This window comes from Cohnella luojiensis (assembly GCF_004564235.1).
In the GTDB taxonomy this organism is placed as follows: Bacteria; Bacillota; Bacilli; order Paenibacillales; family Paenibacillaceae; genus Cohnella; species Cohnella luojiensis.
On sequence record NZ_SOMN01000021.1, the window covers coordinates 11378 to 27415 of the forward strand.

Annotated in this window: 19 protein-coding genes and 1 pseudogene; 18 read left to right on the top strand and 2 right to left on the bottom strand. The window is 52.7% G+C overall.

Annotated elements, in window-relative coordinates; all coding sequences use genetic code 11:
• Positions 1 to 16 precede the first annotated feature (16 nt).
• The 10 genes and pseudogenes from E2980_RS14580 to coaD all read left to right on the top strand — a co-directional run bounded on the left by E2980_RS14580 (position 17) and on the right by coaD (position 7632).
• Positions 17 to 319 (top strand): thiamine-binding protein, encoded by a 303-nt coding sequence (locus E2980_RS14580; protein ID WP_135152916.1) that lies wholly within the window; start codon positions 17 to 19, stop codon positions 317 to 319.
• Positions 309 to 1094, top strand: coding sequence for an ABC transporter permease (locus tag E2980_RS14585; protein WP_135152917.1), 786 nt, complete (start codon positions 309 to 311; stop codon positions 1092 to 1094). The genes E2980_RS14580 and E2980_RS14585 overlap by 11 nt, the downstream gene beginning before the upstream one ends.
• On the top strand, positions 1091 to 1876 hold the full coding sequence (locus E2980_RS14590; RefSeq protein ID WP_135152918.1) for an ABC transporter ATP-binding protein: 786 nt from the start codon (positions 1091 to 1093) through the stop codon (positions 1874 to 1876). The genes E2980_RS14585 and E2980_RS14590 overlap by 4 nt, the downstream gene beginning before the upstream one ends.
• Positions 1869 to 2258, top strand: a complete 390-nt coding sequence (locus E2980_RS14595; RefSeq protein WP_167747137.1) for a TatD family hydrolase — start codon at positions 1869 to 1871, stop codon at positions 2256 to 2258. The genes E2980_RS14590 and E2980_RS14595 overlap by 8 nt, the downstream gene beginning before the upstream one ends.
• Positions 2259 to 2413: 155 nt before the next feature.
• Complete coding sequence (locus tag E2980_RS14600; RefSeq protein WP_135152920.1) at positions 2414 to 3532, top strand: RNA-guided endonuclease InsQ/TnpB family protein; 1119 nt, start codon at positions 2414 to 2416, stop codon at positions 3530 to 3532.
• Between the two features lie 196 nt (positions 3533 to 3728).
• Positions 3729 to 4097 (top strand): annotated as a pseudogene (locus tag E2980_RS14605) (TatD family hydrolase); the annotation flags it as partial.
• A gap of 459 nt (positions 4098 to 4556) precedes the next feature.
• Entirely contained in the window at positions 4557 to 5288 is a 732-nt protein-coding gene (locus tag E2980_RS14610) for a class I SAM-dependent methyltransferase (protein WP_338080691.1), read from the top strand.
• A gap of 52 nt (positions 5289 to 5340) precedes the next feature.
• Positions 5341 to 5709 carry a 4-fold beta flower protein gene (locus E2980_RS14615; protein WP_135152922.1) on the top strand — a complete coding sequence of 123 codons (369 nt, stop codon included), beginning with the start codon at positions 5341 to 5343 and terminating at the stop codon, positions 5707 to 5709.
• 788 nt (positions 5710 to 6497) lie between these two features.
• Positions 6498 to 7133 (top strand): 16S rRNA (guanine(966)-N(2))-methyltransferase RsmD, encoded by a 636-nt coding sequence (rsmD, locus tag E2980_RS14625; RefSeq protein WP_135152924.1) that lies wholly within the window; start codon positions 6498 to 6500, stop codon positions 7131 to 7133.
• On the top strand, positions 7102 to 7632 hold the full coding sequence (gene coaD, locus E2980_RS14630; protein WP_135152925.1) for a pantetheine-phosphate adenylyltransferase: 531 nt from the start codon (positions 7102 to 7104) through the stop codon (positions 7630 to 7632). The genes rsmD and coaD overlap by 32 nt, the downstream gene beginning before the upstream one ends.
• A gap of 73 nt (positions 7633 to 7705) precedes the next feature.
• Here the strand turns inward: coaD and E2980_RS14635 are convergent, their stop codons facing one another.
• Both E2980_RS14635 and E2980_RS14640 read right to left on the bottom strand, forming a co-directional pair.
• Positions 7706 to 8953: a nucleoside recognition domain-containing protein gene (locus E2980_RS14635; protein ID WP_135152926.1), complete on the bottom strand. Its 1248-nt coding sequence runs from the start codon at positions 8951 to 8953 to the stop codon at positions 7706 to 7708.
• A 93-nt stretch (positions 8954 to 9046) separates the two neighbouring features.
• Complete coding sequence (locus E2980_RS14640) at positions 9047 to 10282, bottom strand: nucleotidyltransferase (RefSeq protein ID WP_135152927.1); 1236 nt, start codon at positions 10280 to 10282, stop codon at positions 9047 to 9049.
• Positions 10283 to 10430: 148 nt separating this feature from the next.
• On the opposite strand from E2980_RS14640, the gene E2980_RS14645 reads away from it, so the two are divergent.
• From E2980_RS14645 to acpP, 8 genes are all read left to right on the top strand, one after another.
• Positions 10431 to 10949 carry a YceD family protein gene (locus E2980_RS14645; RefSeq protein ID WP_135152928.1) on the top strand — a complete coding sequence of 173 codons (519 nt, stop codon included), beginning with the start codon at positions 10431 to 10433 and terminating at the stop codon, positions 10947 to 10949.
• A 54-nt stretch (positions 10950 to 11003) separates the two neighbouring features.
• A complete protein-coding gene (rpmF, locus tag E2980_RS14650) occupies positions 11004 to 11177 on the top strand; it encodes a 50S ribosomal protein L32 (RefSeq protein ID WP_115990919.1) in 174 nt (57 codons plus the stop codon).
• Positions 11178 to 11376: 199 nt separating this feature from the next.
• A complete protein-coding gene (fapR, locus tag E2980_RS14655) occupies positions 11377 to 11943 on the top strand; it encodes a transcription factor FapR (RefSeq protein WP_135152985.1) in 567 nt (188 codons plus the stop codon).
• Between the two features lie 13 nt (positions 11944 to 11956).
• Positions 11957 to 12943, top strand: coding sequence for a phosphate acyltransferase PlsX (plsX, locus tag E2980_RS14660; RefSeq protein ID WP_135152929.1), 987 nt, complete (start codon positions 11957 to 11959; stop codon positions 12941 to 12943).
• Positions 12944 to 12953: 10 nt separating this feature from the next.
• Entirely contained in the window at positions 12954 to 13940 is a 987-nt protein-coding gene (locus tag E2980_RS14665) for a beta-ketoacyl-ACP synthase III (protein WP_135152930.1), read from the top strand.
• A gap of 19 nt (positions 13941 to 13959) precedes the next feature.
• On the top strand, positions 13960 to 14886 hold the full coding sequence (gene fabD, locus E2980_RS14670; RefSeq protein ID WP_135152931.1) for an ACP S-malonyltransferase: 927 nt from the start codon (positions 13960 to 13962) through the stop codon (positions 14884 to 14886).
• A gap of 45 nt (positions 14887 to 14931) precedes the next feature.
• A complete protein-coding gene (gene fabG / locus E2980_RS14675; RefSeq protein WP_135152986.1) occupies positions 14932 to 15678 on the top strand; it encodes a 3-oxoacyl-[acyl-carrier-protein] reductase in 747 nt (248 codons plus the stop codon).
• 65 nt (positions 15679 to 15743) lie between these two features.
• Positions 15744 to 15977 carry an acyl carrier protein gene (gene acpP, locus E2980_RS14680; RefSeq protein ID WP_115990925.1) on the top strand — a complete coding sequence of 78 codons (234 nt, stop codon included), beginning with the start codon at positions 15744 to 15746 and terminating at the stop codon, positions 15975 to 15977.
• The last annotated feature ends 61 nt before the right edge of the window (positions 15978 to 16038 follow it).

Here is a 16038-nt window from a genome sequence, read left to right on the forward strand (position 1 = left end):
TAAGGAGATGGGACGCATGGCTCAAGCTTTAATAAGCATCCAAATATTGCCGAAAGTAAATGCAGGCGAAGAGGTTATTCCTTACGTAGACCGGGCAATCGAAATTATTAAGGCATCCGGAGTCCTATATCGGGTCGGACCTTTGGAGACGACGATGGAGGGCGACCTCGACCATTTGCTCGATATCGTGAAACAAATGAATGCTGCCATGTTCGAAAAAGGAAGCCCCTCGGTCATGTCGCAAATCAAATTGGTCGTGGACGGACAGGAAGGCGCATCAATCGCGCGTCTGCTGCAGAAATATCCGGATGGGCAATAAGGCTCTCCGAAGCTTTCTGATCCCGATAGCGACTCTGATTGGATTCATCGCGGTATGGCAAATAAGCTGCATCGTATTTGAGATGGACCCGTGGATTTTACCTGACCCGCGGACGATTGCGCTGCGAATGGCGGAAGACTCCGCGCTGCTCTGGAAGCATTTCCTATCGACGCTGAAGCTGGCGCTTATGGGTGTTGGGCTAGGATTGGCGGTAGGAATTATCGTCGCTATCGTTCTTCATTCCGTTTCCTTTTTGCGTACAGCTTTATCTCCTTTATTGGTTCTGTCGCAGAATGTTCCTATTATTGCGCTTGGACCGCTGCTGATGATCTGGTTCGACTTCGGTCTTATGCCCAAATTGATATTGCTCATCATCGTTTGCTTTTTCCCGATTGCCTTGTCGATGCTGATCGGGCTTGGACAAGCCGAGCCTCAGCTGCGCGAATATTTGGGAATGATCGGAGCAACCCGGTGGGAACGGATGAAACGGTTGGAATTTCCGGCTTCGCTGCCCTATTTGTTCTCGGGCCTGAAGATTACGGCAACCTATGCGGTCTCATCGGCGGTCGTAGCGGAATGGCTCGGGGCTAGCAAGGGGATCGGCTATTATTTGGTATTGAAATTCAAAGGTTACGATACTTCCGCCGTATTCGGAGCGATCGTCTGCATTGTCACGCTCAGCCTGTTGTTGTATGGCGCGGCGGCTTTGCTGGAGCGTCTAGTCATCCGTTGGCGTCCGCGTACTTCCGACGACTGGGCAGGTGAATCGTCATGAAGGAATATGGGCGCAAGATGCTGGAACTTACCGGAATTTCCAAGTCATATCGAAGAGGAAAATTACGTGTACCTGTTCTGCAAGAAATAACGTTGAACGTCCGAGAGGGCGAGTTCGTAACGCTCATCGGACCATCGGGAAGCGGTAAGTCGACGCTGTTTCGTCTCATTGGCGGCGTGGAGCGCCCGGATGAGGGGCAAATTGCCGTCGACGGGAAGGTAGTGACCGGCAAACGAGGCCTTATCAGCTATATGCCGCAGCAGGCGGCGCTGTTTCCTTGGTTGTCCGTGGCCGACAACATTTCTTCGGCATTGGCGACTTCGGGTACATCGAAGAAAGAAGCGAAGGAACAAGCGCTCGAGTGGCTTCACCGCATCTATCTGGGAGGCGTGGCGAAGGAATATCCCCATGTCCTTTCCGGCGGAATGCAGCAGCGAGTGTCCTTCTTGCGTGCATTGCTCATGCGGCGCGATGTGATGTGCTTGGACGAGCCGTTCGCGGCTTTGGATGCTTTAACAAGAGCGGATATGCAGAGGTGGCTGCTAGAGCTATGGGAGTCTGATCGCCGTTCCGTATTGTTCGTTACGCACAGCATCGAAGAAGCGTTGATGTTATCGGACCGTATTTATGTGCTGTCTCCTGCGCCGGCGACCATTTTACAAGAAATTACCGTTCCTTTTGAACGTCCTCGCCGCGCGGATGTTTGGATGGAGCCGGCATTCGCGGAGTTGAAGCGGGAAGTGCTCAACCTGTTGGAAAAAGGGGATATCTCTCGTGTTTGATACACATATCCATCTTGATCTTTATGAGCCTGAAGAGCGGAATAGGATGCTGGAAGCGGCTTGGGGATCGGGTATAGAAGGCGTGGTGTCCGTGTCCATGGGAATGGACTCTAGCCTTGTCAACCGCGAGCTGGCGTTGCGGCATCATGGACGGATCATGCCCGCTTACGGCCATCACCCTGAGCAGCCGCCGCTTGACGGGGAAGGGCTGCAGGTTTTGTGCGATTGGATTCGGGAGCGGGGAACAGAGCAGGAATCGTTCGCCATCGGAGAGGTCGGTCTTCCTTATTATACGCGCAAGGAAGCGGAGGAAAAGGGGGAGGCATTCGATCTGTCGCCCTATAGGAGGCAGCTGGAAGACTTCATCCGGTTGGCGGCGTAGCTGGACCGGCCAATCGCGCTTCATCAATTTCACCTCAGGATACTCCCGCTTCTATAAGCGGGGGAGGAATGAGTGTCAGGCGACAGTCTGAATGCCTTAATGATGTGCACTTCTCCCAGAATATGCTATAATCAGCACAGAAAGGAGGCGAACATATGATCGTAACCATTACCGCCAAAATCAAGATCAAGCCGACTGAGATCCAAATCCGCGCCTTACAGGAAACCAGCCACGCTTATCGACAGGGTTGCAACCTCGTATCCGCTGTTGTTTTCGAATCATACGAATTAAACCAGGCTATTCTGCATCGCAAAATCTATCATACCCTCCGCAGCACGATTGGCCTCCGCTCCCAAATGTCTCAATCCGTTATGAAAACCGTTATCGCTAGATATAAGACGAATCAGTCCAACGGCCATGACTGGGTGTGCGTTCGGTTCAAGAAGCCGGAATATGACCTCGTCTGGAACAGAGACTATTCGCTGACCTCGAACCTATTTTCCGTAAATACGCTTCAGGGACGAATAAAAGTGCCGTATGAAGCGAAAGGGATGGAAAAATACTTCGATGGTTCGTGGGATTTCGGTACAGCAAAGCTAGTGTGTAAGCATCAAAAGTGGTTCCTGCATATCCCGATGTCTAAAGATATTTCCAAACCGTCAATGGAGGCGATCACACAAGTTGCAGGCATTGATCTTGGCATCAACTTTGTCGCAACCGCTTATGACTCAGATGGCAAAACCGTTTTCTTCCGGGGCAGAAAGTTAAAGCGTAAACGGGCGAACTACAAACGTATGCGCCAGCAGCTGCAACGAAAGGGAACGCCTTCGTCCCGCCGCAAGCTGAAACAAATCGGAGAGCGAGAAACCCGTTGGATGACCGATGTAAACCATCAGGTCAGTAAGGCACTCGTATCCCGATATGGGGCGAATACGCTGTTTGTACTTGAAGATTTGACAGGCATCCGCCAGACGACTGAAAAAGCCAGGCTCAAGGATCGTTACGTGACGGTATCGTGGGCATTCCGCCAATTGCGCCAAATGGTGGAGTATAAAGCGAAACTGGCAGGATCACTGGCCATTGCGGTAGATCCGAAACGTACCTCGCAAGCGTGCCCGAAATGCGGCCTTGTCGCAAAGGCGAACCGGGACAAGCGCAAACATCGCTTTTGCTGCAAAGGATGCAGGTATCAAAGCAACGACGATCGCATCGGAGCGATGAACCTGACCCAAAAAGGCAAACAAATCCTTCTCCAAGGTGCAGGCGCAGCATGACTGCGCCTGCAGGGCAGCTGTCAATCTGCCCATCGATAAGCGTAATCTTATCGTGGATGTGACACCACGTTCCCTGTGAACGCAAAAAGATCGGAGTCGAGAGACGTAGAACGATCGGGTAGTCACAAGCTCCCACTTCAAACGATAGTTAAGTGGGGGTTATTGACGCGTCTATGAGGATGCAGATACGGCGCTTGATTTGTTGGAGCGCTATTCCATCCGCAAAGCCCACTTTCATTGGTTTAAAGGGAGTTCGTACGCGGTAACGCGTATCGTTCGTAACGGATATTACGTCTCTGTAACTCCGGATGTGCTGTACGAACCGGAAATTCGGGAGTTGGCGGTTGTATTCCCTCTCGATCGTCTGATGATCGAGACGGACGGCCCTTGGCCTTTCGAAGGTCCGTTTGCCGGCAAGCAAACGGAGCCTGGCATGGTCAGAGAGGTCATCCGTGAAATCGCATTGCATCGCGGATTGGACGAAGGGGAAGCAGCTGAAGCAGTGAGCGATAACAGCAAAATTTTTTACGGATGGAATTCAGATCCGATTGAAAGATGCATCTAAGGTTGCGGGCTGTCTTTTGAGATGCAATAGTTAAATTGAAGCCAGCGTAAAACGACGTGCAAATTGACAACAATTTGTACGTCGTTTTTTTGTGCGGAAAATGAAGGCAGGCTGTTATATGCAGCAATACTGAACCTATCGATGCTTTTGCGGTTCGATTTGACGCTGTAAATTCAGATTCTGAACCTAGCGATTCTATTGCGACTCGATCCGGTGCTGTAAGTTCAGATTCTGAACCTATCGATGCTTTTGCGGCTCGATCCGGTGCTGTAAGTCCAGATTCTGAATCTACAGATAGAGAGCGGCATTTTGCTTCTCCTTCTATGGTGACTGAGATCCCGGTCATAGCTTTTTTTACCCGCGATGCACCTAGATTTATGTCGGAACCTGGATAGGCCGCTGATGCCCTGACAAGTTATCGTGTTCCAGCATAGCATAGACAAGAAGTTCCGTTTGAATTTGCAAGAAGATTTCTTTTGGGGAGAGATGGACTTGAACAGATTTTGGGAAAAAGCGATAAAGCCGATTATTCTTTCTACTAAACCGAAAATCATAGTTGAAATTGGCTCCTTGTCTGGGGAAAGCACATTCAAATTACTTGATTATTGCAAATATTGCGGAGCGCAAACGATCATTATTGAGCCTATGCCGCTGTTCGATGTACATGCGCTCCAGCAAAACTATGGGAACGCCGCGAAGGTCATGCAAATGTTTAGCCTTGAAGCATTACCCAAAATTGATAAATACGATCTCCTCTTGATTGATGGCGACCACAATTGGTATACCGTGTATAACGAATTGAAACTTGCGGAGAAAATGGCCGAACGAACGGGAAGATTTCCTATTATTGTGCTGCATGATACAGATTGGCCTTATGGTCGGCGAGATATGTATTATTTTCCCGAATCCATTCCGGAAGAGATGCGAAAGCCCTGTGCGCTTAGGGGATTGGAGCCGGGCAGATCCGAATTGCTGGAGTCGGGGGGCATGAATTGCACCGTCTATAACGCTCTGTACGAATATGGTGAACAAAACGGCGTTCTCACCGCGGTCGAAGATTTCATGCGGGAATCTCATTTCAAACTCAAATATTATCAACTTTACTCCAACAATGGATTAGGAATAATTGTGCCGGACGATAGTCCTCATCATTCGATCATCAATTATATTGTTGCCACGTCAGGCCTATGAGATAGGCGAGAGGACTCCGCCGAGTTTCGGTTAAAAACGGAGGAATCATAGGATGAGCGATTGGTGCTTCTATCGGTATGGACAGGCGGCTTTCGTGCTGGCAGAGGGTGATCGATTCGCTAGTCGAAACGGGTGCAATATGGGTTGGATTCACCAGGAGAAGCAAGTGTTTACTTTAACAGGTCAACCGATTGGATGGCTGGATAAAGGAGTGTTGAGGGATCGCTCGGGTAACATTATCGCATTCTCCCGTTCGGCAAGTTCTTATTTGCCGTCCATTCCGGGGATGAGCGGAGCACCGGGAACGACTTCGATCCCGGGACGGCCAGCCAAGCCCGGCTTTGCGGGATCGGTTAGCGATCCCGGCACCGGGGGATGGTCGAGCAAGTCCATCCGCGAGTTCTTCGGAACGGACGTTTGATAGATAAATCCTCTTGGAATCAGCTCCGCTTTAATAGCACAAAGCCGCTCACATCGGTAGACCTTCTGCTAACAACGATACGGAATCCGTTATCTTTTAAACATCTTAACGCTGTACGCAATAATAAATTTGGCCTTAGCAAGCTTCTGCATGGTCTAGCGCTTCCGATTACGCGAACTGCCGTGATTCTGCGAGGGGAGCCGGGTAGCAAGGGGTTCCTTGTCCAACTTATGAGCACAAGATCGGGTTCGCGAGGAATAGTGACAGGCATGAATCATTCACCTCTCTTCCTGATGCTCCTATATTGAATGCGAAGCAGAAAGCGATGGTGCTATTTTACTCGCCTGATTTGTTCGGATTTAACGATAAATAGCCTCAAGTACGCACGAAGTCGAGCGCCGTCCGGGACGGCTCAGTACCATAAAACCCCGCCCAGCCACATGGCCAAGCGGGGTTATGAATGTGAACCGTCATAAGCATTTTAAACAAAAAAGTCGAGCCCCGTCTCGCGACGAGGCCCTTCATGGGAGAGGAGAAACCGGACGAAGAGCTTATGGGGAAACGTAAGTCTTCTCCGCGGTTGTCCCCGACACCTCTCGGCGCCGGTACTATCATTGTGACCTTGGGCGAGGAAATTATACGTACGGTTGGAAAAAAATAAACGGCTCGCTTTAAAAAGGCCGACCGCGCGGGTTATCATCTTTTGAAACGCGGGAGATTGTGGTAACATAACAACCAGTTAATCACGAACGAATTACGACATCGTATCACTAGCAGGGGTTGAGAGATTGCGGGTTATATCAGGACAAGCCAAGGGACATCCGCTCAAATCGGTTCCCGGGAGCAACACCCGTCCAACGACGGATAAAGTAAAGGAATCCCTGTTCAGCATCATCGGGCCGTATTTCGACGGCGAGCGGGTGCTTGATCTATTCGCCGGAACCGGCGGGTTGGGCATTGAAGCGCTTAGCAGAGGCGCAGCGAGCGCGGTATTTATCGATTCAAGCTCGAAGAGCATCGAAGTCGTTCGGGCTAACCTAGCCTCGACGAGACTGGCTGAACGGGCCGAAGTCTATCGTAACGACGCACGCAGGGCGCTCAAACTATTGGAACGGGCGGGCAAACCATTCGATCTTATTTTTCTTGATCCGCCGTACGTCATGAAGGACTGCGACGCGTTGTTGACGGAGATGGGATCAAGAAGCCTAGTGGCAAACGGAGCCGTCGCCGTCATCGAGCATCATCCGGACGTCAAATATGACGAGGTTTTCGAAGGTTTTCAGCGTACCAGGTTTGCAGCTTACGGAGAAATCGCGCTGTCCATTTACCGTTATCAAAAATTAGACGAGGCGGAGCCCATCCCTTCCTCGGCCAAGGAGGAAGCAGTAGATCATGAGCCCTCATCAAACGCGAACCGAGCATGAATTTCGCATTGCCGTTTATCCCGGAAGCTTTGATCCCGTTACGTTCGGACACCTCGATATCATTCGTCGCGCCGCCAAGCAGTTCGACCGCGTCATCGTGGCTGTATTGAATAATACGGTCAAGACTCCGCTGTTCAGCGTACAGGAAAGAAAAGAGTTGTTGGCGGAGGTGACGCGAGATTTGCCCAACGTGGAAATCGACAGCTTCCGTGATTTGCTCGTGCGTTATATGCGTTCCCGACAAGCGCAGGTTATCGTTCGGGGTATTCGTTCCGTTACGGATTTCGAATACGAGTTGCAGATGGCTTCTACCAACCGACAATTGGACGAAGGGATTGAGACGGTATTCATGATGACCAATCCTAAATATTCCTACTTAAGCTCAAGCATCGTCAAGGAGATCGCCAAGTTTAACGGTCCCGTCCAGGATTTGGTTCCTCCGGCGGTGGAGGTAGCGTTGCAGGGGAAGTACGTGCCGCCAGGCGGGGCGAAACCCTAACTTTTCTGATACCTATCGACTTGCTAAACCCGTTCCTCCCTAGCTTCCGGAGATTTCCGTGAAATGCCGGACTTCAAGGAGTGGCGTCCTCATCTCTCTTCGTAGGCGTTTTCGGGCGAATGAGCGCGGCCAGCAAGGCGAGCAACAAGAAAACCCCGAAGCTGGCTAACGCAATCATGATATTCTCGGGGATATGGTCCCATCCGCTTGGCAACGCGCCGCCGGACGAGGTCCAAGCTTCGATAGCCAACATGCGATCGGGCCACAGACTGTCCATTAAGTCCCTGATGGGACTGGAGAGGGCGACTAACGCAAGCGGGTAGGTCAAACATAAAGCTAAGGCGCCATGAAGAAGACGGCTTGCGATCACTTTTACCCACGGGAAGGGCGAGCCTGAACCGAAGGCGGCGCGTGCCTGCAACAGACCGCTCCATCCGGTCCATGCCAATGCCGCGGATAGAAGGGCCGCCGCCTGCGCGGGAGCGGAAGAGAACAATGCGGAACGGCTGCTCTCGTAAGCGCCTAGATGCATTTCGTAGAAACCGGGGATGGCTAACCAAAAGTCATTGCCGGGAAAAAACAGTTGGATCAGCTTGACGATAACGGCGCTCATCATCATGAGGCCGCCTAACGTCATCAGTGTGCTAACGGAATGGGTTACCGAGTCCGCAAGCTGCTTGCCGAACGGACGCGCGTCGTCATTGCGGGCATCGGCTGCCGCGCGCAACGCCCTTTGTACGAGCGCGCGAGGTTGATTCAAGGGGATCTGCGGTACTCTCGGTTTCCGAGGTTTGATTAACCGCGCCCACAAATAACCGGATAGAACGGCGGAGAACCACAAGCCTATCGCGATCGCCCACCCCAGCTCGGGCGACTGAAGGAATCCGCATCCGATAACAAGCACGACGAGGAAAGGATTCGGCAAATGGGAAACGAGCAGAACGGTATCTACGTCTTCGTCCTGAATCATGCCGTTGTCCCGAAGTCTGGCGGTTTCTTTGGCACCGGCGGGAATTCCTGCCGACCAGCCGAAGGAGATGGCCCATCCGGACGCCCCGGGCAAACGGAACAAGCCCCGGGTTAGCGGCTCGGCTAACGTGGCTAACCCGTGCAGCAAGCCGGAAGCGGCAAGCAACTCCGCCAACATTAAGGGAGGAAGCAGTCCCGGGAACACGTTAAGCCACCAAATTTGCAAGCCGGATAAGGACGCGCGAAAGGCTTCCCCCGGCGAATGGACGATTCCCGTCACGACAAGCAAAGCAGCCGTTCCGAGAATAAGAGATAGGAAGGCCGAGCCTCTTTTTCTTACGCCTGTAACCACGCATACCGCCTCCCATGTACGCAAATACAATACAATGTACGCCTTGCATGGAAAGGATAGACCTCTTGTCCCATTTGGATCGTTAGAAACCGTTCAAACGCGGATAGGCGGCTGCGTATAATCGCGCATGGCCGATGATGGGGCGGCGTTCCGGAAAGCCAAGGAATAGACGGCGGTGGCTCGAGCGTCCAAATTAAGGTAAGCCCAGTTCCCTTTAGCTGCCGAAGTGATGATAGGTACTTTGGCTTTGGTGCGCATGTCATGAAGCAAACTTTGCCCGCGTTCATTAAATCCAAGCACGCGAATGTATTCAACTCCCGCGGCGAGACTCTCCGGGTTAAGCAGTTCCTTTCGATGGCCAAGCAATATGCGCAGCAGCGTACGTTGCAGCTTCGTGCGGGTATATCTCTTGGTCTTTAGAGAATGCAGAAGAGAAGCGACAGATAGCTCTGACAGTTCGGGGAGTACTCCTTTGATCCGATGCTCCAGCCCTTCGCTCACTTCGGCGTTCTCGGCCAACCGCGCTTCCTCTTGCCGGAACAGTTCATGAAAGAGGGGACGCGAGAAGTTCTCCCAATGTATGGGAGCGCGCCCCGCATCTATTTCCCGCGTTAGAATTTCCAAGGTTGAATGAGGTACATAGTCGGCAAGCTGACCAAGAGACCCCGATTTGCCAAGCAGCAGCTTACGAAGCGCAGTCGCGCTAGCGATCCGGCCATCCGTTATGTCGGATTGACCGTACTCGGACTTCTCGCGACGGAGAGTGAAGGGGGTTATGCTGCTGTTTATTTTCCGCAATGCCATGAGATAATGAAGACCGAGCGTATGATTAGGCTGCGTGAGCGAGAAGGCATGTTCTTCGAGCCCGTTGGCTTGCAGATAAGTCGTGGCAGCAGCGGTAAAAGCGGAAGGGTACGGAAGACCTTCTTTAAGTCGTGCGGCCAACACGGCCGTGAAATCCGCAGGCTCTTCCGTTAATAACGAAGCCATAACCCGAAGCGATTCCAATTCTCCGCTTTCGCTGCCGAAGCAGACCGAATCCACGACCCCGGTAGCTTCAAGCATGGCAATAGAGCCGTACGCGAACCATTGGGCCGGCTGGGAGCTGTAGGCGACGGGAAGCTCTAGGACAAGATCGCAGCCCGCGCGCAAGGCCATCTCCGCCCGAGCCCATTTATCCGCCAATGCCGGTTCCCCGCGCTGAAGGAAATGTCCGCTCATAACCGCGACGACATTTTCCGAACCCGTTATTTTCTTGGATTGCTGCAAATGATAGAGATGTCCGTTATGCAATGGGTTATACTCTACAATAACGCCGACCGTTGACATGACAGGCTCCTTATTGGGTAAAGGTAGTTTGCCACAATATAACATGAGGAGTGCGCTTAGGAGAAGATTGCCCTAAAACTCGCCGATCATGTTGACAAAAGACACCTAAACTCGATATAATAATTTTTGTTTGTTTGGAGTGATATCATTGTTGCTAAAAGTACAAGAGCTTGTAGCCCGGCAGCAGCCGTTAGAGCTACAGGGAACTCTCGACATCGCGGAGTTGTTCCGAAACAGCTCGGAATACAGCCCGCTCACACCGATGAAATACGATCTTGTCGCGAAAGCGTCGGATGATCGGATTCTCGTGTCGGGTCAGCTCGCCTGTGACGTACGCATGCAGTGCTCGCGCTGCTTGGACAACTTCGACGAGACCTTAAACGTTACCTTCGAGGAACAGTTTCGGATCGTGGAGGACGGAGAGGCTGAACTCAATGAAGACGATGAAGCCGTGCCGGTAACGGAAGAGCGGATCGATCTTGCGCCATATTTGGTGGAAGAGCTGGTGGTCCAATTGCCGTACGCACCCCTGTGCAGAGAAGACTGCAAAGGATTGTGCCCGGAATGCGGAGTGAACCTGAATGAACAATCGTGCGGATGCAATACGGAGAAGGTTGATCCCCGTATGGCTGCGCTTCAGGATTGGTTTAAATCTCAGAAAGAATAGGTCTGGCTTGCAAGAGCCATGGCGATATTCGGACCTGATAAGGAGGTGGCAGCAATGGCAGTGCCTTTTGCAAAGACATCGAAAGCCCGCAAACACAAACGCCGGACGCACTTTAAGTTGGTAGTTCCTGGTATGGTGAAGTGCGAGCAATGTGGAGAATTGAAAATTTCGCACCGCGTTTGCAAGGTTTGCGGTACGTACAAATCACGCGAAATCATCAAGCAATAAAGCTTAGACGCGTCTGGATTCACGACGAGGAAGCGCGCTCGATCGCACTGCGGTCGATGTTGGCGTTACTTGCGTCGTTGCATGCGGGCGCGTTTTTCTTTAACTTCTTTTGGCACCAGGTATTAAAGGCTATCTATAAACGTAAATTCCAAAAGCATGAAATTATCTCTATAAGAAAGCGGTGGTGGGCATGGAGCGAATCCCCAAACGTCAGCGTCATCAACAGCTTAGCCGGCTTTTGGAAGAAAATCCGTTTCTCACCGACCGGGAACTGACTCGCCAGTTGAAGGTCAGCATCCAGACGATTCGATTGGATCGCTTGGAGCTTGCCATTCCCGAGCTCAGGGAAAGACTGAAGCTAATGGCGGAACGGTCGTATGATTCCGTTCGTTCCTTGCCTTTGCATGAAGTCATTGGCGACATTCTTGATTTGCAGCTGGATAAAAGCGGTATTTCTTTGTTCGAGATTAGCGACGAGCACGTGTTCTCGCGTTCGGGAATTGCCCGGGGACACCATGTGTTCGCCCAAGCGAATTCGCTTGCGGTCGCCGTGATCAACGACGAAATCGCCCTGACGGCATCCGCGGATATCCGATTTATTCGTCCTGCCCGTTTGGGCGAAAAGTGTATTGCCAAAGCTTATGTTAGAGCCAGCGGCGAGCAAAAAGGAAAAGCTAAGGTCGAAGTGTTTACATATGTTGGGGAAGAAATGGTGTTTCAAGGGAACTTTATCATTTATAGGTCCGCAGGCGAATCGAAAACATAAAGGAGTGTAGCTCATGCGGATAGCTATTGATGCCATGGGAGGCGACCATGCGCCGCACGCCCATGTCGAGAGTGCATTGTCTGCAGCTGCCGAATGGCCCGATACGCATTTGATTCTCGTAGGCGATCCGGAAGTGCTTCAGCCCTTATTGGGCGGTGCTCCTCATAATATAACGATTGAACCCGCCTATGAGGTCATTGAGAGCGATGACGAGCCGGTCAAGGCCGTTCGCCGCAAAACGAATTCCTCGATGGTCGTAGCAGGGCGATTAGTCAAGGAAGGTAAAGCAGACGCCATGATATCCGCCGGCAATACGGGTGCATTAATGGCCATCGGGCTGCTCGTCGTCGGCAGATTGAAGGGAATAGATCGTCCCGGATTGGCTCCTATGTTTCCGACTCTGGACAATGCCGGTATCCTGGCATTGGATATGGGTGCTAATATGGACGCTAAGCCCGAGCATCTGGTACAATACGCGCTTATGGGCAGCCTGTACAGGAACAAAGTACACGGCATTCGAGAACCTCGCGTCGGATTGCTAAACGTAGGTACGGAAGCGGCCAAAGGAAACGAGCTCACGAAAGCAGCATTCGAACTGCTGGAGCAGGCTCCAATTAACTTCGTAGGCAACGTTGAATCCCGGGATGTGCTGGAGCGACCGTGCGATGTGCTTGTTTGCGACGGCTTTTCGGGAAACATTATGCTGAAGGCTATCGAAGGCGCTGCGTCCGTGATATTCAAGCTGTTGAGGGCGGAGTTGACGGCTTCTTTCACCTCCAAACTAGCTGCAGGCGTTCTTAAACCGAACTTCAGGCGCGTCAGGGATAAAATGGATTATAACGAATATAACGGCGCTCCATTATTGGGGGTAAACGGTTTGGTCATCAAGGGCCACGGTTCCTCGGATGCCAAAGCCATGAAGACGGCGATCAGGCAAACGCGCACGGCAATCGGAAACGGACTCATCGCGGCGCTAGCGGATGAATTCAGCGGAAAGTGAGAGAGGACTCATGAATGAAATAGCTGTCGGTATTCTGGGAACGGGCAAATACGTGCCGGAACGCCGTCTAACGAATCAAGATTTGGAACGGATGGTTGAAACGAACGACGAATGGATCGTTACCCGGACGGGAATTCGGGAACGAAGGATCGCGGCTCAGGAGCAAGCGACGTCCGACCTTGCTTATGAGGCTTCCGTTCAAGCGTTGAAGAGCGCGGGAATATCGGCGGAAGAGCTCGATCTGATTATCGTCGCGACGATTACCCCCGATATGTTCTTTCCTTCCACGGCTTGTTTGCTGCAAGAAAAGCTGGGTGCGAAGAAGGCCGCGGCGTTTGATTTATCCGCCGCTTGCTCCGGATTCATCTATGGGCTCGCAAACGCGACAGGATTTATCAAGATGGGAATGTACCGTCACGTTCTCGTTGTAGGCGCCGAATGCCTGTCCAGGATTACGGACTACACGGACCGCAACACTTCGATTCTGTTCGGCGACGGGGCAGGCGCCGTCATACTAGGCGAGGTTCCGGAAGGCCGCGGATTCAAATCGTTCAAGCTGGGAGCCGATGGCTCCGGCGGCGAGTTGCTGAAGATCAGCGGAGGCGGTTCCCGTCTTCCGTCGACGGAGCAATCCGTCAGCGAACGCCGTCATTATATCGAGATGAACGGACGCGACGTGTTTAAGTTCGCCGTCAGGGTCATGGGAAGCGCAGCAGAGGAAGCTTTGGCCAGCGCCGGCTATGAGAAGTCCGACATTGATCTTCTCGTTCCGCATCAAGCGAATATCAGAATCATCCAATCGGCTTTGGAGAGATTGGATTTGTCGGAGGACAAGGCTATGATCAACTTGGACCGTTACGGCAACGTATCCGCTGCTTCCATCCCGCTCGCCCTTGCGGAAGCGGTGGAAGAGGGACGCGTCAAGGAAGGGGATTGCCTCGTGCTCGTCGGCTTCGGCGGCGGATTAACGTGGGGTGCTTCCGTCTTGGTCTGGTAAGGGAAGAGGAGGAGTTACATTGGGTAAAATCGCATTTGTATTTCCCGGTCAAGGAGCGCAATCGGTTGGCATGGGTAAGGATGCTTACGATAGCAATGCCGCAGCTCGCGCGATCCTCGATCAAGCTGACGCGGTGCTCGGGTTTCCGTTAACGGAGCTGGCGTTCGAAGGACCGGATGAGGAATTGCGTCAGACGGCCAACACGCAACCGGCATTGCTGGCTACCAGCATTGCCTTGCTTGAAATGTACAAAGATCAGGGCGTCAAGCCGGATTTCGTCGCCGGGCACTCCTTGGGAGAATACAGCGCGCTTGTCGCCGCGGGCGTGCTCGCTTTCGAAGATGCGATCCGGCTCGTGAGGGCGCGCGGTCAATTCATGGAGCAAGCCGTACCGAGCGGACAAGGCGCCATGGCTGCCGTGCTTGGCGCGGAGCGTGAAACGTTGCAGTCTCTGTGCGCGGATATCTCCGCTTCGACAGGGCTCGTAGAACTCGCTAACGTGAATTGCCCGGGGCAAATCGTCGTATCGGGGTCCGCGGAAGGCGTTGCGGCCGTCGTCGAGCGGGGAAAAGAGGCGGGAGCCAAGCGGGTTATCCCGCTTGACGTCAGCGGTCCTTTTCACTCGTCGCTCATGCAACCTGCGGCGGACAACTTAGCAGGGGAACTGTCGAAGGTAGAATTCCATTCCGCTCAAGTGCCGGTTATCGCGAATGTTCATGCCAAACCCGTTACCTCCGGCGCAGAGCTTCGCGAGCTATTGGTGAAACAAGTGGTATCCCCCGTTCAGTGGGAAGACACCGTTAAGTATCTGATCGGCGAAGGCGTCGACACTTTCGTGGAGATCGGTTCCGGGACGGTTCTTGCCGGCTTGATCAAGAAGATCGACAAATCGGTACAGGTGATTTCGGTAAACAGTGCCGCGGCAGCCGACGCAGTTGCACAATGAAGCTGAAACAGCGACAATGTACGAGAGGGTGATCGGATAATGGCGATGTGGGATCTAAACGGCAAGAGCGCTCTCGTAACGGGAGCGTCGCGCGGAATCGGCCGGGCGATCGCGATCGCGCTTGCCGAGGCAGGCGCGGACGTGGCGGTTAACTATTCCGGCAGCGAAGCGGCTGCGGCGGAAACCGTGAAAGCGGTGGAAGCGCTCGGTCGCAAAGCGATCATGGTTAAAGCGAACGTCGGCAAAGCCGCGGAATTCGAAGAAATGGTATCGAAGGCAATCGAAGCCTTCGGCAAGCTGGACATTCTCGTGAATAATGCGGGCATTACCCGTGATAACCTAATCATGCGAATGAAGGAATCCGAATTCGACGAAGTCATCGAGACGAACCTGAAGGGCGTGTTCAACGGCCTGAAAGCCGTGACCCGTTCCATGATGAAGCAGCGGTCAGGCCGGATCATCAACATTTCGTCCGTCGTCGGCGTGCTCGGCAATGCCGGGCAAGCCAACTATGTCGCCGCCAAAGCGGGCGTCATCGGATTGACGAAGTCCGCGGCAAAGGAATTGGCTTCGCGCGGGATTACGGTTAACGCCGTAGCGCCGGGCTTCATCGAGTCGGACATGACCGACAAGCTTCCCGCGGAATATCGGGAGAAGCTGCTCGGAGAAATTCCGATCGGTCGCATGGGCCGTCCCGAGGACATCGCGGCGGCCGTCGTTTACCTGGCTTCCGATGCCGCTTCGTACATGACCGGCCAAACGATTCACGTCGACGGCGGAATGTACATGTAGCACGGTTAAGCAGTATGGCTTTTTGTCCATGATTCACGTATAATACGTTAAGGGAGGTGAACCGGATGTCCGATGTACAAGAACGTGTTAAACGCATCGTTATCGAACGCCTAGGTGTTGAAGAGGCAGAGGTAACAGCCGAAGCATCCTTCAAAGACGACTTAGGCGCTGACTCTCTCGATGTGGTAGAACTCGTTATGGAGCTCGAAGACGAATTCGACTTGGAGATTTCAGACGAGGATGCAGAGAAGATCACAACGGTGGGAGAAGTCGTTAAATACATACAATCTCATGCGTAATGATCGACCGGGTCCCGTTATTGCGACGGGACTTCTGCACATTTAAGCGTCTTTTACCCTG